This is a genomic window from Brevibacillus migulae (genome assembly GCF_004521915.1).
Classification (GTDB): domain Bacteria; phylum Bacillota; class Bacilli; order Brevibacillales; family Brevibacillaceae; genus Brevibacillus_F; species Brevibacillus_F migulae.
This window is the reverse complement of the sequence record NZ_SDKD01000002.1, coordinates 247,156-262,716: the sequence shown is the minus strand read 5'-3', so window position 1 is coordinate 262,716 and position 15,561 is coordinate 247,156. Positions and strand designations below refer to the sequence as shown.

The window sequence follows — 15,561 nt, the reverse complement described above, 5'->3', positions numbered from 1 at the left end:
AGCACTTTTGCCAGGCAGCCTTTTTTATACGAAGTTCCGTTTTGGGCCATTCGGATTTCGAAACTCGGTCACATACCGTTGGAAATCCCACTTCTGCAAAAAACATCTCGCTGCCTTTTTCCCCGATTGGAACAGTTTTTCCCGCACTTTTCCGGAAAGTTTGAACTGGGTCGTTTTCACACCAAGCGTATGCACAAAAATTGTCCGGACTGCATGCGCCCTCTGCACATACATACGGTCGTGGGCTTCTAGCATTGTTGCTACGAGCGCCTTACTAAAGCTGAACAGACCCGTTACTTTCGTATAGTCCATATCAATGGTTTCATCGTGCAGCCGAAATCCGATCGTGGGCCACCTCGGGACCCCTTCTACATCAAACAGCCATACGGGAAAATTGCTGAGCAGCCCGCCGTCGACGATATAATGAAGGTTTTTGTTTTGCTTGAGCAGCACGGGTTGAAAAAAGTAGGGGATGGATGAGCTCATCCGGACGGCACGGGCGATGGGAAACGAAAGGGGATCAAGACCAAAGGAAGGAAGGTCATCAGGAAGGATTAGCATTTTGCCTCCGGTGATGTCAGAGGCAATGATTCGCAATTTTTCCGGGGGCAGGTCGCCAAAGGTCGATACACCTTTGGCACGCAGCAGGGATTCGACCATCTGTTCAAAAGGATTGCCCGGGTACAGTCCCTTTTGCCGGCACAAATTGTATACCGGCCCAGCGAGCGGAATACGCCCCCAGCCTGTGCGTTTCAAAAAGGCGAGATAGTTCATGTCCATGAAAATCCGATACAATTCTTCACTGCTGTAACCGGCTGCAACCAAGGCAGCAACTACCGAGCCTGCGGAGGTCCCAGCCACTTTCTCCCAGACATAGCCTGCCGACTCCATCTCCGCAAGCGCACCGATGAACGCAATTCCCTTTACCCCACCGCCCTCAAATACTGCGTCGGCTTTCACTGTAACGCCTCCCTATGCCAGGATGAGTCGATCAATTTTCTTCCATTTTATATCGGGAGCTTCCTCCAGGAAAATAGGGTGTGGTTTGACTTTGTGCAAAAAACATGAAAACGAAAAAAGCCGACCCATTGGCCAGCTCTCATTCCTCTTTCTGTTCTTCTTCTCTTTTGATCCGCTGCAGCTCTTCCACCCTGCTCGGATCCGCTTGGAGGTAGTTCACCAAATACCCGAGACAATTGATGGATTCCCAGCTCAGGTGGTGCTCAATTCCTTCCACATCCTGATAAATATGTTCTTCATCGACCCCAATCAATCGAAGAAAATCCTCAAGTAAACTATGTCTGTCCACGAGACGCTTGCCGATTTTTTTCCCTTTCGAGGTAAGTACCAGCCCTCGATATTTTTCATATACCAAATAATTGTCCTTATCGAGCTTTTGCACCATTTTGGTGACAGACGAAGGGTGTACTTCAAGGGCTTCAGCGATATCAGAGACACGGGCATAACCTTTTTCTTCAATCAAGCTGTAAATTCGTTCTAAATAGTCTTCCATACTTGGAGTTGGCACGCTCATCCCTCGTTTCAAACCCTTTCTTGCTAAAAAGCCATAGCTGCACCTAAAAACGCATGTAAATTCATAATACCGTTTTCTTAGGACGGGTTGCAAGGGAAAGATGCATCAATTCCTGTGGTTCTGAACAAGCCACCTTCCATCATAGACTTGTACCAAGTTGGAAAAAGGATGATGGCTGATGAACAGAACGGTCTGGCAAATTGCGGCAATCTATTCAGCCTCCGCCCTGGGCGTTTCCTACCTGGGAGGAGCGGAGTGGTTGCGATTCTTCTCCTTTTACGGTACATGGGGGCTCATCGGAATCGCCCTCGGCACCATCGGACTTACGTGGCTTACAGACAAGACCATACTCATGGCGGTATCTCATCACCGTACAACTCTGGACCGCTTTCTGGCTCTGTTAGTGGGGGAAAAAGCGGCTCCTACCGTAACGTTTCTGCTATACACGCTGATTCTCATATACGCAGGTCTTTCTGTAGGAGAAACTGCCGCATTGCTTACACGGGACGCTACTTTTGCCCTGTTGCTGTTGATTGGCGTCTTTGCCTCTGCCTGTTTGCTGCTGCGCATTCCACAATCCCGTTTGATCTCCCTATTCACCTTTCTTTTCATTGTCGCCCTTTCCATACTGATCATGCTTTTCCTGCTGCAGCCCCATGTGCCGCTGCCGAGTCTCGCCTATCAATTGAACGCGAATTGGTTCCTGTATGCATGCTTTTATGTCGCCTTCCATTATGTGTTTCAGCTGGTGATTTTATTTGCCCAGATCGGTCAAGAACCAAAGCTGGCGACATTGCGCAGCGGCATCTGGCTGGGAGGGGCACTGCTACTATTGCTGGTCGGACTGGGCAATCTGAACATTCTCTCCCATTGGCATGAGGTGAACACGAGCAGCCAACCGCTCATCCAGATCCTGAGCCAATTTTCGACTATGAGCAAATACGGTATATGGATTCATTCCTTCCTGCAGCTGTTACTGTTGCTGGCTTTTTGGTTCTATGGCTTGGCAGCTCCCCTTGCCCAAAAACATGATTTGCGCCATACACCACTTTATCTGCTGTTTGCGGCGACCGCCTTGGTATTTTCGCCACTCCCCTTCTTTAGCCAATGGTACAGCATGATCGTTTATGCGATTACGACCTATGCCGGGATCGCTCTGCTCTTCCTTTTGCTCTGGAAACGGTCCAAATAAGAATCTTTACAGTTTTACCTTACACGAGTCTTTGTTTCCTTGTTCAAAACGTTTTATAATGGAAAGGTACTAGGAAGTGTGAGGTGATCGAAAGCCAATGGAAGAGAATAAAACAGATGTATGTGAGATCCAATGCGTAGATGAAAGCAAAGTCCTTCATCTTAAGCCGAAAATGAAAGAAGCAGATGGAGTGGCCAAAATCTTTAAGGCATTGGCTGATGATACCCGCGCGAAAATCATTTATGCGTTGGCCCTGGAAGATGAGCTGTGTGTATGCGATGTTGCCAACATTATCGGCAGCACGATAGCCAACGCATCTCATCATCTTCGCTTGTTGCGCACCATGGGTCTGGCAAAATATCGGAAAGAAGGCAAGCTCGTCTACTATTCACTCGATGACGACCATGTGCGCCATTTGATATTGACAGGTGTAGCCCATGCCCAAGAGCATGAAAACAACTAGCCTCGCAGAAAATTTGCGAGGCTTTTTCCTACCTCTAACATTCAAACAATTGCTTTAATGTTATAATGTAAACAAAAAAAGGAGTGTTGCACGCGATGAACATCTATGACGTGATTGTGATCGGAGCCGGCCAGGCAGGACTGGCCATGAGTTATTATCTGCAGCAAGAAGGCCTCTCCTTTTTAGTGCTGGATCAGCATCAGCAGGTAGGAGAAAGCTGGCGTCGCCGCTACGATTCCCTCGTCCTCTTCACGCCACGGACCTATAGCGGCTTGCCCGGACTGCCCTTTCCCGGAAATCAAGATGAGCTGCCGACAAAGGACGATGTCGCTCACTATTTGCAATTGTATGCAGCCTATTTCCAATTCCCTATACGACACCAGCAAACTGTTATTTCTGTCACCCTGCAGCGCGGAACGTATCTCGTGAAAACAGATGCAGCGGATTCTTATCTGGCAAAGCAGATCGTGGTTGCAACCGGTCCTTTTCACCGCCCGCTTGTACCATCATGGTCAAAGCGCTTAGCCTCCTCTATCAACCAGCTGCATACCAATGAGTTTCGCAATTCTGCTCAGCTTGTCGATGGACCAGTCCTGATTGTCGGGGCTGGCAATTCGGGTGCACAGCTGGCTGTTGAGCTCGCGGCAGAGCGTCATGTCTATCTCGCCTTCGGGCAAAATCGCGCTCATTTCCCCCTCATTCTCTGGGGAAAGAATCTGTTCTGGTATCTGGATAAGCTCGGGTTTTCAAACATCACGATCAATTCCAGGCTGGGCAGATGGCTCGCTGCAAAGCCCGACCCGATATTCGGGTACAAAGAGGAAATCAAGCAGCTGATCGCACAAAACCGTATGACGATTAAGCCTCGCGCACGATCTGCAAATCATGACAGCGTTCACTTTACCGACGGCAGCCAGCTTTCCGTCCCCAACATTTTATGGGCAACGGGTTATCAACCCGACTATACGTGGTTGGATGTCCCCGGTGTGCGTAATCCTGATGGCAAACCTATCCATGATCGCGGAGTCACTCCCCTCCCCGGCCTATATTTTTTAGGATTGCCCTGGCAATACCGTCGTTCCTCCGCTTTATTGGGCGGGGTGGGTGCGGATGCCGCTTATTTATCCGAACAAATCCGTCACCATTCTTCTTCGTGAAAAATCACAAGCTCGGACGTGTTCTTTTCATCAATGCTACAGCAATGACGCTCTCTCATTGACCCTGACAAGTTCATCTGCTATCTTGGAGAAAACCACTATGCTTCATTTTTCAAATGTGGACGCTGACATGCATGAGGAGGACAAACCATGTTGTACGTAGATGGGAAATGGGTAGAACCGGGTGAAGCCGTTATTCAACCTGAGGATCGCGGATATAACTTCGGTGATGGTGTCTATGAAGTAGTACGTATCTACCAAGGACAGTTCTATCATTGGGATGGCCACATGAAAAGGCTGATTCGCAGTGCAAAAGAGCTGCACATGACATTGCCATGGTCTGAAGAGGAACTGCACGCCATCGGGCTCGAACTGCTGAAGAAGAATCAGATTGGCTCTGCGGATGATGCCATTCTCTATATGCAAGTTACGCGTGGTGCTGCCCCTCGCCAGCACGACATTCCCACTGGAGACATTCGCCCTGTCTTGATGGCGTTTGCCCGTAAAAAAGAGCGCCCGCTGCATGATCTGCAGCATGGGATCACGGCCAAATTGGTGGCTGACATCCGCTGGCTCCGCTGTGATATCAAAACGTTAAACCTGTTGGGAGCTGTTCTCGTCAAACAAGAAGCGAAAAACGCAGGCGCTGCGGATTGTATCCTGCATCGCGACGGCATCGTAACCGAGTGCAGTGCAGCCAATCTGTTCGCCGTTAAAAATGGCGAGCTGTACACCCACCCTGCCAACAACCTGATCCTTCACGGCATTACTCGTCAAGTGATCATCGACTTGGCAAAAGAAAACGGGATCACCGTGCATGAAGAACCATTCACTACAGGCTTTGCGCAAGAAGCTGACGAGCTGTTCCTCTCGGGAACGACGACAGAGGTCATGCCGATCATCACCGTTGATGAAAAGCCAGTTGGCACTGGACAAGTAGGCCCTGTTGTCCGCAAGCTGCAAGAGCTGTTTGAAGCGAACATCAAGCAATCCGTAAACGTATAGGTGGATGTCTCGTAACCTCGCATTCTAGATAAGAAATTCCATTCATTGGATCGCGATCAAAAATAAAAGGCAGCGGCATTTATGGACTCAACCAGTCCGACATGCCGCTGCCTTTCTTGCGTTTTTATCCATTTTCCCTTCCATGTGAGGTGGATCAGTTGTCGAGTTTATCCTTTTTATTACGAAAGAAAAAAGCCAGCAGAAACACAATTGACGTGTTTTCCGCTGACGTAAGCAAACCGTTCATGAACGAAGGTGACACTCCACTATTCGGTTTTCTGATTTCTTTGCCGTTTTTCTTCCATTTCGGCGCTATACAATCCTACTCCGGCGTTCTTATCATCTTCCTGATTATCCCGAATAGTTTTTTGCAGAACAAAGGAGGACATGACCAAGAATAAAGCAGTGACTGCATAATATCCTTTTACTGGCAAGGTAGCATCCAATGTATAAATACCAATAAACATCGCTAAAAAAGCCAAAACGAATGATGCCCATGCCATAAACGTAAATGCTTGTGTATTACGCCGATGTTTCATAATTTGTGTTTTCCCCTCTTTTCCCCTGTCATCATTTGGATGTTACCATGAAATTTCTATTCTGTTAAGATCAAACATTTTTTGAACAGCCAACCTGTAAGAAAATAGGAGGAGGATTCGCCCTCGGACAGGCTTCGCGTAAACGAAAAGCTCTCGGGATACCGTATCCTGAGAGCTTTCTACCAGAAACCTATCTGCGGAAATTCCATTCATGAGTGGAATAACGCTCACGAGCCAGCTGCTCGGCCAATTCCCACTCCTCGTCGGTCAGCCCTTGCTCGATCAGCTCAATGCCTAACCCGGACGCGAAGCCTTTGCGGAAAGCTGCCACCGCTTCCTGCAGGCTGACGGGAGTCGGACTCACATCATTGATCGTCACCGCTTTTTGCCGGAAGCTGTCCATCATGCGCTGCTTGACCCGATCGGATGGGAACTTCAGCAGGGAGAACAGCAGCTCGACATCCATATCCAGCAGGATAGAGCCATGCTGCAAAATGACGCCCTTTTGCCGCGTCTGCGCGCTGCCCGCCACTTTCTTTCCCTCTACGACCAGTTCATACCAGGACGGTGAATCAAAGCACGCGGATGAGCCGGGAGAGCTGTATTTTTCCTTTTCTTCCTCCGAGGCCAGCGATACCATCTCGGCTTGCAGCCCCAATGCTTGAAACCCATACAGGAGACCGAGACTGATCACTTTATACGCTTCTGTCACGCTGGATGGCATCTGTGGATGCTTTTCCGATACGATGACACTGTACGTAAGCTCCTTATCATGCAGGACGGCCCGGCCGCCGGTTGGACGCCGGACAAATCCGATTCCTTGTCTCGTCACTTCTTCCGTGTCGATTTCTTTTTCCGCTTTTTGGAAATAACCAATGGACAGTGTCGCCGGATTCCAAGTGTAAAAGCGTACGGTTGGCGGTACTTTTCCTTCGCTATGTGCCGTAAGAATTGCTTCATCAATCGCCATGTTCATATCCGGTGACATTGCGTCACTCATTATAAATCGCCATTGTTCCATCGAACGTCCCTCCTCTAGCACTAGTCCATTGTACGCCTTCTGAGATTGCCGTACAAGATGGAACCGCTAACGGGAGTGCCGCTCGGTTACACCTCAAGACCCGACGATGTTTCCACCGTTTACATGCAGCACCTGTCCTGTCACATAACTGGAATCATCGGAAGCCAAATAGACATAGGTAGGTGCAAGCTCGAATGGTTGACCTGCCCGCTTCATCGGCACGTCGGTTCCAAATCTCTTGAGTCTTTCCTCAGGAAACGTTGCGGGGATAAAGGGGGTCCATATCGGTCCTGGAGCTACAGCGTTCACGCGAATGCCCTGTTCAATCAATGACAAGGACAATGAACGCGTGAATGTTACGATGGCTCCTTTTGTAGCGGAAAAGTCATTCAGTAGTTTTTCACCGTCGTATGCGGTGACCGAAGCGGTATTGATGATCGCGCTGCCCGCAGCCATATGGGGGAGCACTGCTTTGGTCATGAAGAAAAACGAGAAAATATTGGTACGGAATGTGTCCTCAAGCTGGCCTGCGGAAATATCAAGCACACTTTTCTGCGGGTATTGCACCGCGCAGTTGTTCACCAAAATATCTATTCGTCCAAACGATGCAACGGTTCGGTCAACTACTTCCTTTGACGCATGCTCATCGCGAAGATCGCAGGCAATCGGCATGCAATTTCTGCCTAACTGCTGAATCCGCTGTCTCGTCTCCTCCGCATCCACGGTTTCATCCAAGTAAGCGATGACGACATCTGCCCCCTCTTTTGCGAAAGCGATGGCCACAGCTCTCCCGATACCGCTGTCTCCCCCCGTGATAATAGCCACTTTATCTTTTAATTTTTGCGAGCCCACGTAAAACGGATTATCGGCAATCGGCCTGGGCACCATCACATACTCAAAACCAGGTTGGCGATCCTGATGCTGCGGGGGAAAGGTATTCGGGACCGTCTTGCATTCGGTTTCAAACGAATAATACGGATAGCCGGGAATCACAGTACTACCTCCTCCATTCCATCTATCTAGCCCAATGTATTCCATCTCTTTTTGGAAGGTTCTCTTGAGCCAGCGTCAGGAATGAAGAACAAAATGGATGGAGAAAGCGAATATTCAGTTGGTTCACTGGCCGCGAGCAAGCGCGTACACTGAGCTTTGTATATGCTCGACATATCGTTTTGCTTCGCTCGGCAGTTCCGCCTGAGAAGGCCCATAACTTACAAATGCGGGCAAGAAGGTACCGTTGCAACGGGTAACGGTTGCTTGGAACGGTCTTAGATACTCGCTCATCGTAAACCAGTTGTGCCCTCCAGCCCGATATACGTTTTCGCCGCCTCCGGTCGTTGTCGCCACGATAAACTCTTTTCCTTTCAAATGATCGCCCCCGGGTCCGAATGCCCAGCCATGTACCATCACATCGTCAAACCACTTTTTCAGGAGGGGCGGACAGCTGTACCAGTAGAAGGGAAATTGAAATACAATGCGATCGTACTGAAGCAGCAGTTGTTGTTCTCTTTCTACATCAATCTGCCAATCCGGGTACTCCTGATACAGATCACGCACCCGCACATCAGGGAGCTTGCTTACCTCATTCATCAACGCTTTGTTCAAGACAGAATCCGCCAGATTTGGGTGTGCAACTATCACCATAATTTTCATGACCATCGTCCTTTCTTTTTTTGATGCTGTGTCAACACACCCTCATTATTCGAAAGAAAGCAGATGCTGCCAAGTACGCAGTTTCTTCATACTATGTACGGCTTTTTGTACCATCAATGCATGTTCATAGTACGAAAAAACGTACTAAGTACGAAAAAGAATCGTACTTTTCTGTATTCGGATACTCTGCTAAAGTTGCCATAGGGAATATTCCCCCATCATCTTACAGGTTGGGAGTTGAAAGCATGCCAGAAAGAGCTGACGATTCAGGAAAACGAGAGGGTATTTTAGCAACTTTGCATGTCATCGGCGGAAAATGGAAGCCACTCATCTTGTTTATCCTGTTGCACGAGGGCACGAAACGCTTTGGCGAGTTGAGACGCTCCCTTCCCAATGTTACGCAGGGCATGCTGACCAATCAGCTTCGCGAGCTGGAACGCGACGGCCTTGTTGTACGCCGTGTCTATCAAGAAATCCCTCCGAAAGTGGAATATGAACTGTCTGATCACGGCAGGTCATTGGGAACGGTATTAACCGATATGTGCAGCTGGGGCTATCATCATCTCGATTACATGGAAAAAGCGGATTCAGCTAGAGATATCGAAGGATCTACACAAATGAAAAAAGGATAGGGCAGCAGAGAATAACCCCTGCCGTTCTATCCTTTTCTTTACATTTATGCCTCTGGTTGATAACGCAAGATTGGTTTGCGTGCTGCCGTGGCTTCGTCCAGACGTTTCACTACCGTCGTATGTGGTGCCTCCTGTACGATTTCCGGCGTTTCTTCACATTCACGCGCGATTTGCAGCATGGCTGCGATGAATTCATCCAGTGTTTCCTTGGTTTCGGTCTCGGTCGGCTCAATCATCAAGCATTCATCCACGATCAATGGGAAGTAGATGGTTGGCGGATGGTAGCCGAAATCCAGCAAACGTTTGGCGATATCCAGCGTACGTACACCCAGCTTTTTCTGGTTCACGCCGGACAGTACGAATTCATGCTTGCATACACGGTCAAATGGGAGTTGGTAAGCGCCTGCGAGCTTGCGCATCATGTAGTTCGCATTCAGCACCGCATATTGCGATACTTTTTTCAGGCCGTCTGCTCCCATCGTGCGAATGTACGAATACGCCCGCAGCAGGATGCCGAAGTTGCCGTGATAGCCTTTCACGCGGCCAATCGATTGCGGTACATTGGTTTCCCAATAATAGGTTCCATCTTCGCGCTTTGCCGCGATCGGCGTTGGCAGGAAAGGCTCGAGAATCTTTTTCACGCCGACTGGTCCTGCACCTGGACCTCCGCCGCCGTGTGGTCCTGTAAAGGTTTTATGCAAGTTCAAGTGCACGACATCAAAGCCCATGTCGCCTGGACGGGCAATTCCGAGAATCGCATTGGCATTGGCACCGTCATAATACAGAAGCCCGCCAGCTTCGTGCACAATTTGCGCCATCTCGACGATATCCTCTTCAAAAAGCCCCAGTGTATTCGGGTTGGTCAGCATTAGCGCTGCCGTATCAGGGCCTACTGCTTCACGCAATGCCTGGATGTTCACGAGACCTCTCTCATCGGAAGGGATCGTTACGGTATCCAAGCCAGCCACTGCAGCAGATGCCGGGTTGGTACCATGAGCGGAGTTCGGTACGATCACTTTCGTCCGGTGATGCTCTCCACGGCTTTCATGGTATGCACGGATCATCATCAATCCGGTCCACTCACCCGCTGCACCAGCAGCAGGCTGCAGGGTCACTGCGTCCATGCCCGTAATTTCCGCCAAGTCCTGCTGCAGATTGTACATCACTTCCAATACGCCTTGCACCGTTTCTTCCGGCTGATGCGGATGAGTCAAAGCAAAGCCTGGGTAGCGTGCGACATCCTCATTGATTTTTGGATTATATTTCATCGTGCAAGAACCGAGCGGATAGAAGCCGTTGTCTACCCCGTGATTGCGTCGGGACAGCTCGGTATAGTGGCGAACAACTTGAAGCTCGGATACTTGTGGCAGCTCAGCCGGTGTCTGACGGATCAAGTGGTTTGGCAACAGACTGGCGACGTCTGCCTCCGGTACGTCCAGCTCCGGCAGGCTGTAGCCAACACGACCTGGTTTGCTCAATTCAAAAATGAGTTCTTTTTCTTTTCCATTAGCCACGCACGATCACCTCCAGTTCATTTGCCAATGCCTCGATTTCCTTCTTGGTGCGCAGCTCGGTTACCGCAAGCAAGGTATGGCCAGCAAGCTCCGGATAATCTTGGCCCAGATCATAGCCGCCGATAATCCCTTTTTCCAGCAGTTTTTTATTTACTTCCACAACCGGTTTGTTCACTTTGATCGCGAATTCATTGAAAGATGGCGCTGTAAAGGTAATCTCCAGCCCTTTAGCCTGCAGTACCTGCTTGGCATAATGCGCTTTTTGCAGGTTCATCATCGCCATCTCTTGTACGCCTTGCTTGCCGAGCGAGCTCATCGTGATCGCGGCAGCCAACGCCAGGAGCGCTTGGTTGGAACAAATGTTGGACGTGGCCTTTTCGCGGCGGATATGCTGCTCGCGTGCTTGCAGGGTGAGAACGAAGCCGCGCTTGCCGTTTTCGTCCTTGGTCTGACCGACGATGCGTCCAGGCATTTTGCGCATCAGCTTGGAAGTAGTGGCAAAATATCCGCAGTGCGGACCGCCGAAGGAAGCCGCAATCCCAAACGGCTGCATGTCACCCGCGACGATATCTGCCCCCAGCTTGCCCGGTGCCTCGAGAATGCCCAAAGCCAAAGGATTGGAGGATACGATCAGCAAAGCGCCCTTGGCATGTACGATCTTTTCAATCGCGGCCAAATCCTCGATATTGCCAAAGAAGTTCGGGTATTGGATAATCACCGCTGCGGTCTCTTCATCAAGCATGGCTTCCAATGCTGCCAGATCGGTCACGCCTTCACTGTTATAACCGATTTCCTGCAATTGCACGCTTTGGCCGTACGCGTATGTTTTCAGCACACCGCGCGCTTCCGGATGTACGGCACGAGAAGTGATTACTTTTTTCTTGCCAGTGTGGCCAGCTGCCATCATCGCTGCTTCTGCGAGAGAAGTCGCACCATCGTACATGGAGGAGTTGGCTACTTCCATGCCCGTCAGCTCGCAAACCATGGTCTGGAATTCAAAGATCGCTTGCAGCTCGCCCTGGCTGATTTCCGGCTGATACGGTGTATACGCCGTGAAAAACTCGCCGCGCAGCAGCATGTGGTTGACCACGCTCGGTGTGTAGTGCTGGTACACACCCGCGCCGAGGAAATTCACATGGGTGCTGAAATTGACGTTCTTTTGGGCCAGTGTTTGAAAGTAGGTCACCAACTCGGGTTCAGATAGCGATTGAGAGATTTGCAGTTCTCCTTGAAAACGCACTTCTTCTGGAATATCGGTAAACAGATCGTCAACACTGTTGATCTCAAGGAACTCAAGCATCTCGCGTTGATCCTGATCCGTCATCGGCAAGTAACGGTATTTCACGTGGGTATTCCTCCTCTATGATTTTTGCGGACGTTTATAGAAAGGTGTTGCAACCACTTTGGCGCGCAGGCGTTTTCCGCGAATTTCCACTTCCACCTCAGTATCCAATCCGGTGTAAGCCGCTTGCAGCAGCGCTAAGCCGACGTTTTTCTTCAATGTCGGGGATTGCGTCCCTGTCGTTACTTCACCGATGCGCTCGTCTCCCACGTATACAGGATAATGGGAGCGGGGGATGCCGCGATCGATCATTTCAATCCCTACCAGCTTGCGCGGTGCGCCATTTTCCTTCTGCTCTTTCAATACTTCTTGCCCAATGAACGGGATCGTTTTATCCGTTTTCACCGCAAAGCCGATGCCTGCTTCAATCGGGGTGATGTCTTTGGAAAGCTCCTGCCCGTATAGCGGGAGGCGTGCTTCAAAGCGAAGCGTATCGCGTGCGCCCAGACCGCATGGGAGCAGACCTTCTTCCTTCCCTGCAGACATTAATGTATCCCACAACTCGATCGCTTTCGCCGCATCAAGGTAAATCTCAAAGCCGTCCTCACCGGTATAGCCGGTGCGTGACACCAACGCCGGGATTCCTGAGATGTCTACATTACGGCGAAAACGGAAGACGCCGATTTCAGACAAATCGCTGTTCGTGAGCTTTTGTAAAATCTGCACTGCCAGCGGTCCCTGGATCGCAATCTGGGCAGTCTCTGGTGAAACATTGGTAATTTGCACATTGCCAGACAGATGCTCCTGCATCCAGGCGAAATCCTTGTCAATGTTGGAGGCGTTGATGACCAGCAGATAATGATCATCTTCGTACTTGTACACCAATAGATCATCCACTGTACCGCCATCGGGATAACACATGGCGCTGTACTGTGCTTGCCCCGCAGCCAGCTTTGACACATCGTTGGTGGTCAGCCGCTGCAGGTATGCCAGGGAGTCCGGTCCTTTTACTTCTACTTCCCCCATGTGCGAAACATCAAAGAGTCCCGCTCTCGTGCGGACCGCCTCGTGTTCTTCTGTGATGCTGGAGAATTGAACAGGGAGATCCCAACCGCCAAAATCGATCGTCTTGGCGCCATATTTGGCGTAGACGGGGAACAACGGGGTTCTTTTCAAATCCGACATCTCATACACCTCCAACAATTTATCCATCCTTACCTTCCCCGATTGCATCCAACCTGAAACGGTCATGACCGTTTCAAGACCGCAAGCGGTCACATCCTCTTCCATGTAAAACGTCGAGACGTTTTTTACACAGAAAAAAAGGACAGCAAGAAGAAAGATGAATCATATCGCTATGATCCCTTTTCTTCTCCTCTGTCCTTGGTACCTGAGAGTTACCTTCTCAATCGCGGAAACGGGGCGGTGATGCTCCCTTTTTTCTGCCGATCGTACAAGTTTCCCCTTTGGTGGCTCATTCGAGCGCTCTCCAGAGATGCGTCCGGTAGAGGTACTTTTGCCTGAGAGATTCACCGGTTTACGGCTTGCTCCTTCGGCGCCACAGCTGTCGTGGTCTCTCCCTGCTACCATCATTCGCGTGTATGTACATAACTTTTCCCTAGTGCTGCATACTAGAATGAGAAAACTTGGGCTTGCTCTCTTTCGCGGATGCTTGGATCAAAGCCGTCTTCCTCATTCATCTTTATCCTACCATGCCGGAAATCGATTGAAAATACAATTTTCTAGTTTTCTCAGCAAAATCTTAATGATAATTTCATCCAATGTAAAATTGTATGCGATTTATGCGCTTTCAATGCTTTCTTTTGATCCTTCTCAGAAAGGACGATTTGTTTTGACGAACATTCCTGTTACTTTCGACAAAACCTGGCTCCCTTCTTTTACCGAACTCATACAGCAGGACGGACCTTGGCATAAGTGGGAGCTGTTCCAATTGGCGATCGAAGCCGAGGAAGCGAAAGCCGTATCCGACTTTGATCAGCTGCAATGCCTGAAATACATGTCCAATCTGCAACCGTTCCCCCACCAGCTGCAAACAGCGGAACGGGTACTAAATGAAATGCGCGGCCGCGCCATCTTGGCCGATGAAGTGGGGTTGGGAAAGACAATCGAAGCCGGATTGATCATGAAGGAATATATGGTTCGCGGACTGGCCAAAAAGATTTTGATCCTGGTACCCGCCTCGCTTGTCATTCAATGGACGAAAGAGCTGAACCAAAAGTTCGGCATTCCTGCCGTTGCCCAGAAAAAGGAGTATATGTGGCGCCAATATGATGTCGTGGTAGCCTCGATCGATACCGCCAAACGCGACCCGCATCGACGCCACGTGCTGGACATCGAGTACGACATGCTGATCATCGACGAAGCGCACAAGCTGAAAAACAAACGGACACGGAATTACCAATTCGTCAAAGAGATCAAGAAAAAATACTGCCTGCTGCTCACCGCAACTCCGATCCAAAATGAGATGGATGAGGTGTACAACCTGATCAATCTGTTGAAACCCGGACATCTTGGCCACAGCAGCAGCTTTGCCAGTACGTATGTAGAAGGAAAACGACAAGCGAAAAACAATGAAAAGCTGCGGGAAGAGATCGAAAAAGTCATGATTCGCAACAAGCGCAGAGATGGTGGCATTCACTTCACACCGCGCCGCGTACAGTCGGTACCGATCGAGCTCTCCCCTGAGGAAATGGCTTTGTATGAAGGTGTGACCAGCTTCGTCCGCGAGCATTACCGTTCGGAAATGGGGACCTTCAACTCGCTCGCCCTCATCACTTTGCAGCGGGAGGTATGCTCCAGCCGGGAAGCGGCCTTCATGACGCTCTATAATATGTATCAACGCACACCGGAAGACTCTCCGCTCCGCCCTTCCATCCTGGAGCTGGTGGAAATGATCAAGAAAATCGAGACCCATTCCAAAGCCGCCAAAACGGTTGAATTGATCAAGCAAATCAATGACAAGGTGATCATCTTTACCGAATACCGCGCTACACAAAATTACCTGCAAAAGTATTTAAGCGAACACAATATCACCTCGGTTCCGTTCCGCGGCGGTTTTAAACGAAGCAAAAAGGATTGGATGACCGACCTGTTTCAAAATCGCGCACAGGTGCTGATCGCTACTGAAGCGGGCGGCGAAGGGATCAATCTGCAATTTTGCAATCAGGTGATCAATTATGATATGCCCTGGAATCCGATGCGGGTCGAGCAGCGAATCGGACGCGTCCATCGGCTCGGCCAAGAGCGCGATGTCTTCATCTACAATCTCTCCACATCGGGTACGATTGAAGAGCATATCCTCAATCTCTTGTATGAAAAAATCGATCTGTTTGAAATGGTCATCGGTGATCTCGATGACATCGTCGAACGGCTGCATTTGTCCAACAGTCTCGAAGAAAACCTGATCAGCATTATCATGGATTCCCACTCCTCCAAAGAAATGGCGCTGAAATTGGACAATATGGGACAAGCGATCCGTACGGCGAAGGCTGCAAAAACCCGATCGAGCCTGCTGCCAGAAGCGGTTCATGGGCCCTAATCAGATGAAC

The 15,561-nt window shown here is 49.8% G+C and carries 15 protein-coding genes and 2 riboswitches; of the genes, 6 read left to right on the top strand and 9 right to left on the bottom strand.

Annotated features, from left to right (window positions below):
• Nucleotides 1-24 precede the first annotated feature (24 nt).
• Nucleotides 25-960 carry a patatin-like phospholipase family protein gene (locus EIZ37_RS03405; RefSeq protein WP_134683152.1) on the bottom strand — a complete coding sequence of 312 codons (936 nt, stop codon included), beginning with the start codon at nt 958-960 and terminating at the stop codon, nt 25-27.
• A 139-nt stretch (nt 961-1,099) separates the two neighbouring features.
• Nucleotides 1,100-1,528: a transcriptional regulator MntR gene (gene mntR / locus EIZ37_RS03400; RefSeq protein ID WP_134683151.1), complete on the bottom strand. Its 429-nt coding sequence runs from the start codon at nt 1,526-1,528 to the stop codon at nt 1,100-1,102.
• Nucleotides 1,529-1,712: 184 nt separating this feature from the next.
• Between mntR and EIZ37_RS03395 the strand changes: the two genes are divergently transcribed.
• The 4 genes from EIZ37_RS03395 to dat all read left to right on the top strand — a co-directional run bounded on the left by EIZ37_RS03395 (nt 1,713) and on the right by dat (nt 5,351).
• On the top strand, nt 1,713-2,726 hold the full coding sequence (locus EIZ37_RS03395; RefSeq protein ID WP_134683150.1) for a hypothetical protein: 1,014 nt from the start codon (nt 1,713-1,715) through the stop codon (nt 2,724-2,726).
• 97 nt (nt 2,727-2,823) lie between these two features.
• The gene (locus EIZ37_RS03390; protein ID WP_134683149.1) at nt 2,824-3,189 is read left to right on the top strand and encodes an ArsR/SmtB family transcription factor; all 366 of its coding nucleotides are present in this window, start codon (nt 2,824-2,826) and stop codon (nt 3,187-3,189) included.
• A 95-nt stretch (nt 3,190-3,284) separates the two neighbouring features.
• On the top strand, nt 3,285-4,346 hold the full coding sequence (locus EIZ37_RS03385; protein ID WP_134683148.1) for a flavin-containing monooxygenase: 1,062 nt from the start codon (nt 3,285-3,287) through the stop codon (nt 4,344-4,346).
• A 150-nt stretch (nt 4,347-4,496) separates the two neighbouring features.
• Nucleotides 4,497-5,351: a D-amino-acid transaminase gene (gene dat, locus EIZ37_RS03380; protein WP_134683147.1), complete on the top strand. Its 855-nt coding sequence runs from the start codon at nt 4,497-4,499 to the stop codon at nt 5,349-5,351.
• A 266-nt stretch (nt 5,352-5,617) separates the two neighbouring features.
• On the opposite strand, the gene EIZ37_RS03375 is transcribed toward dat, so the two are convergent.
• From EIZ37_RS03375 to EIZ37_RS03360, 4 genes are all read right to left on the bottom strand, one after another.
• On the bottom strand, nt 5,618-5,890 hold the full coding sequence (locus tag EIZ37_RS03375; RefSeq protein WP_134683146.1) for a YiaA/YiaB family inner membrane protein: 273 nt from the start codon (nt 5,888-5,890) through the stop codon (nt 5,618-5,620).
• A 190-nt stretch (nt 5,891-6,080) separates the two neighbouring features.
• On the bottom strand, nt 6,081-6,911 hold the full coding sequence (locus tag EIZ37_RS03370; protein ID WP_134683145.1) for a lipoate--protein ligase family protein: 831 nt from the start codon (nt 6,909-6,911) through the stop codon (nt 6,081-6,083).
• A gap of 93 nt (nt 6,912-7,004) precedes the next feature.
• Nucleotides 7,005-7,904 (bottom strand): SDR family oxidoreductase, encoded by a 900-nt coding sequence (locus tag EIZ37_RS03365; protein ID WP_134683144.1) that lies wholly within the window; start codon nt 7,902-7,904, stop codon nt 7,005-7,007.
• A gap of 123 nt (nt 7,905-8,027) precedes the next feature.
• Nucleotides 8,028-8,564: an NAD(P)H-dependent oxidoreductase gene (locus EIZ37_RS03360; RefSeq protein ID WP_134683143.1), complete on the bottom strand. Its 537-nt coding sequence runs from the start codon at nt 8,562-8,564 to the stop codon at nt 8,028-8,030.
• 245 nt (nt 8,565-8,809) lie between these two features.
• On the opposite strand from EIZ37_RS03360, the gene EIZ37_RS03355 reads away from it, so the two are divergent.
• Complete coding sequence (locus EIZ37_RS03355) at nt 8,810-9,196, top strand: winged helix-turn-helix transcriptional regulator (RefSeq protein WP_134683142.1); 387 nt, start codon at nt 8,810-8,812, stop codon at nt 9,194-9,196.
• 44 nt (nt 9,197-9,240) lie between these two features.
• Here the strand turns inward: EIZ37_RS03355 and gcvPB are convergent, their stop codons facing one another.
• From gcvPB to gcvT, 3 genes are read right to left on the bottom strand one after another with little or no spacing between them, the layout of a single operon-like run.
• A complete protein-coding gene (gcvPB, locus tag EIZ37_RS03350; RefSeq protein WP_134683141.1) occupies nt 9,241-10,710 on the bottom strand; it encodes an aminomethyl-transferring glycine dehydrogenase subunit GcvPB in 1,470 nt (489 codons plus the stop codon).
• Nucleotides 10,703-12,055: an aminomethyl-transferring glycine dehydrogenase subunit GcvPA gene (gene gcvPA, locus EIZ37_RS03345; protein WP_134683140.1), complete on the bottom strand. Its 1,353-nt coding sequence runs from the start codon at nt 12,053-12,055 to the stop codon at nt 10,703-10,705. Before gcvPA ends, gcvPB begins: the two co-directional genes overlap by 8 nt.
• A gap of 15 nt (nt 12,056-12,070) precedes the next feature.
• The gene (gcvT, locus tag EIZ37_RS03340) at nt 12,071-13,177 is read right to left on the bottom strand and encodes a glycine cleavage system aminomethyltransferase GcvT (protein ID WP_134683310.1); all 1,107 of its coding nucleotides are present in this window, start codon (nt 13,175-13,177) and stop codon (nt 12,071-12,073) included.
• A gap of 182 nt (nt 13,178-13,359) precedes the next feature.
• Nucleotides 13,360-13,490: riboswitch (glycine riboswitch) on the bottom strand.
• A riboswitch (glycine riboswitch) is annotated at nt 13,491-13,585 on the bottom strand.
• Between the two features lie 220 nt (nt 13,586-13,805).
• On the opposite strand from gcvT, the gene EIZ37_RS03335 reads away from it, so the two are divergent.
• The gene (locus EIZ37_RS03335) at nt 13,806-15,551 is read left to right on the top strand and encodes a DEAD/DEAH box helicase (protein WP_407921111.1); all 1,746 of its coding nucleotides are present in this window, start codon (nt 13,806-13,808) and stop codon (nt 15,549-15,551) included.
• Nucleotides 15,552-15,561 lie beyond the last annotated feature (10 nt).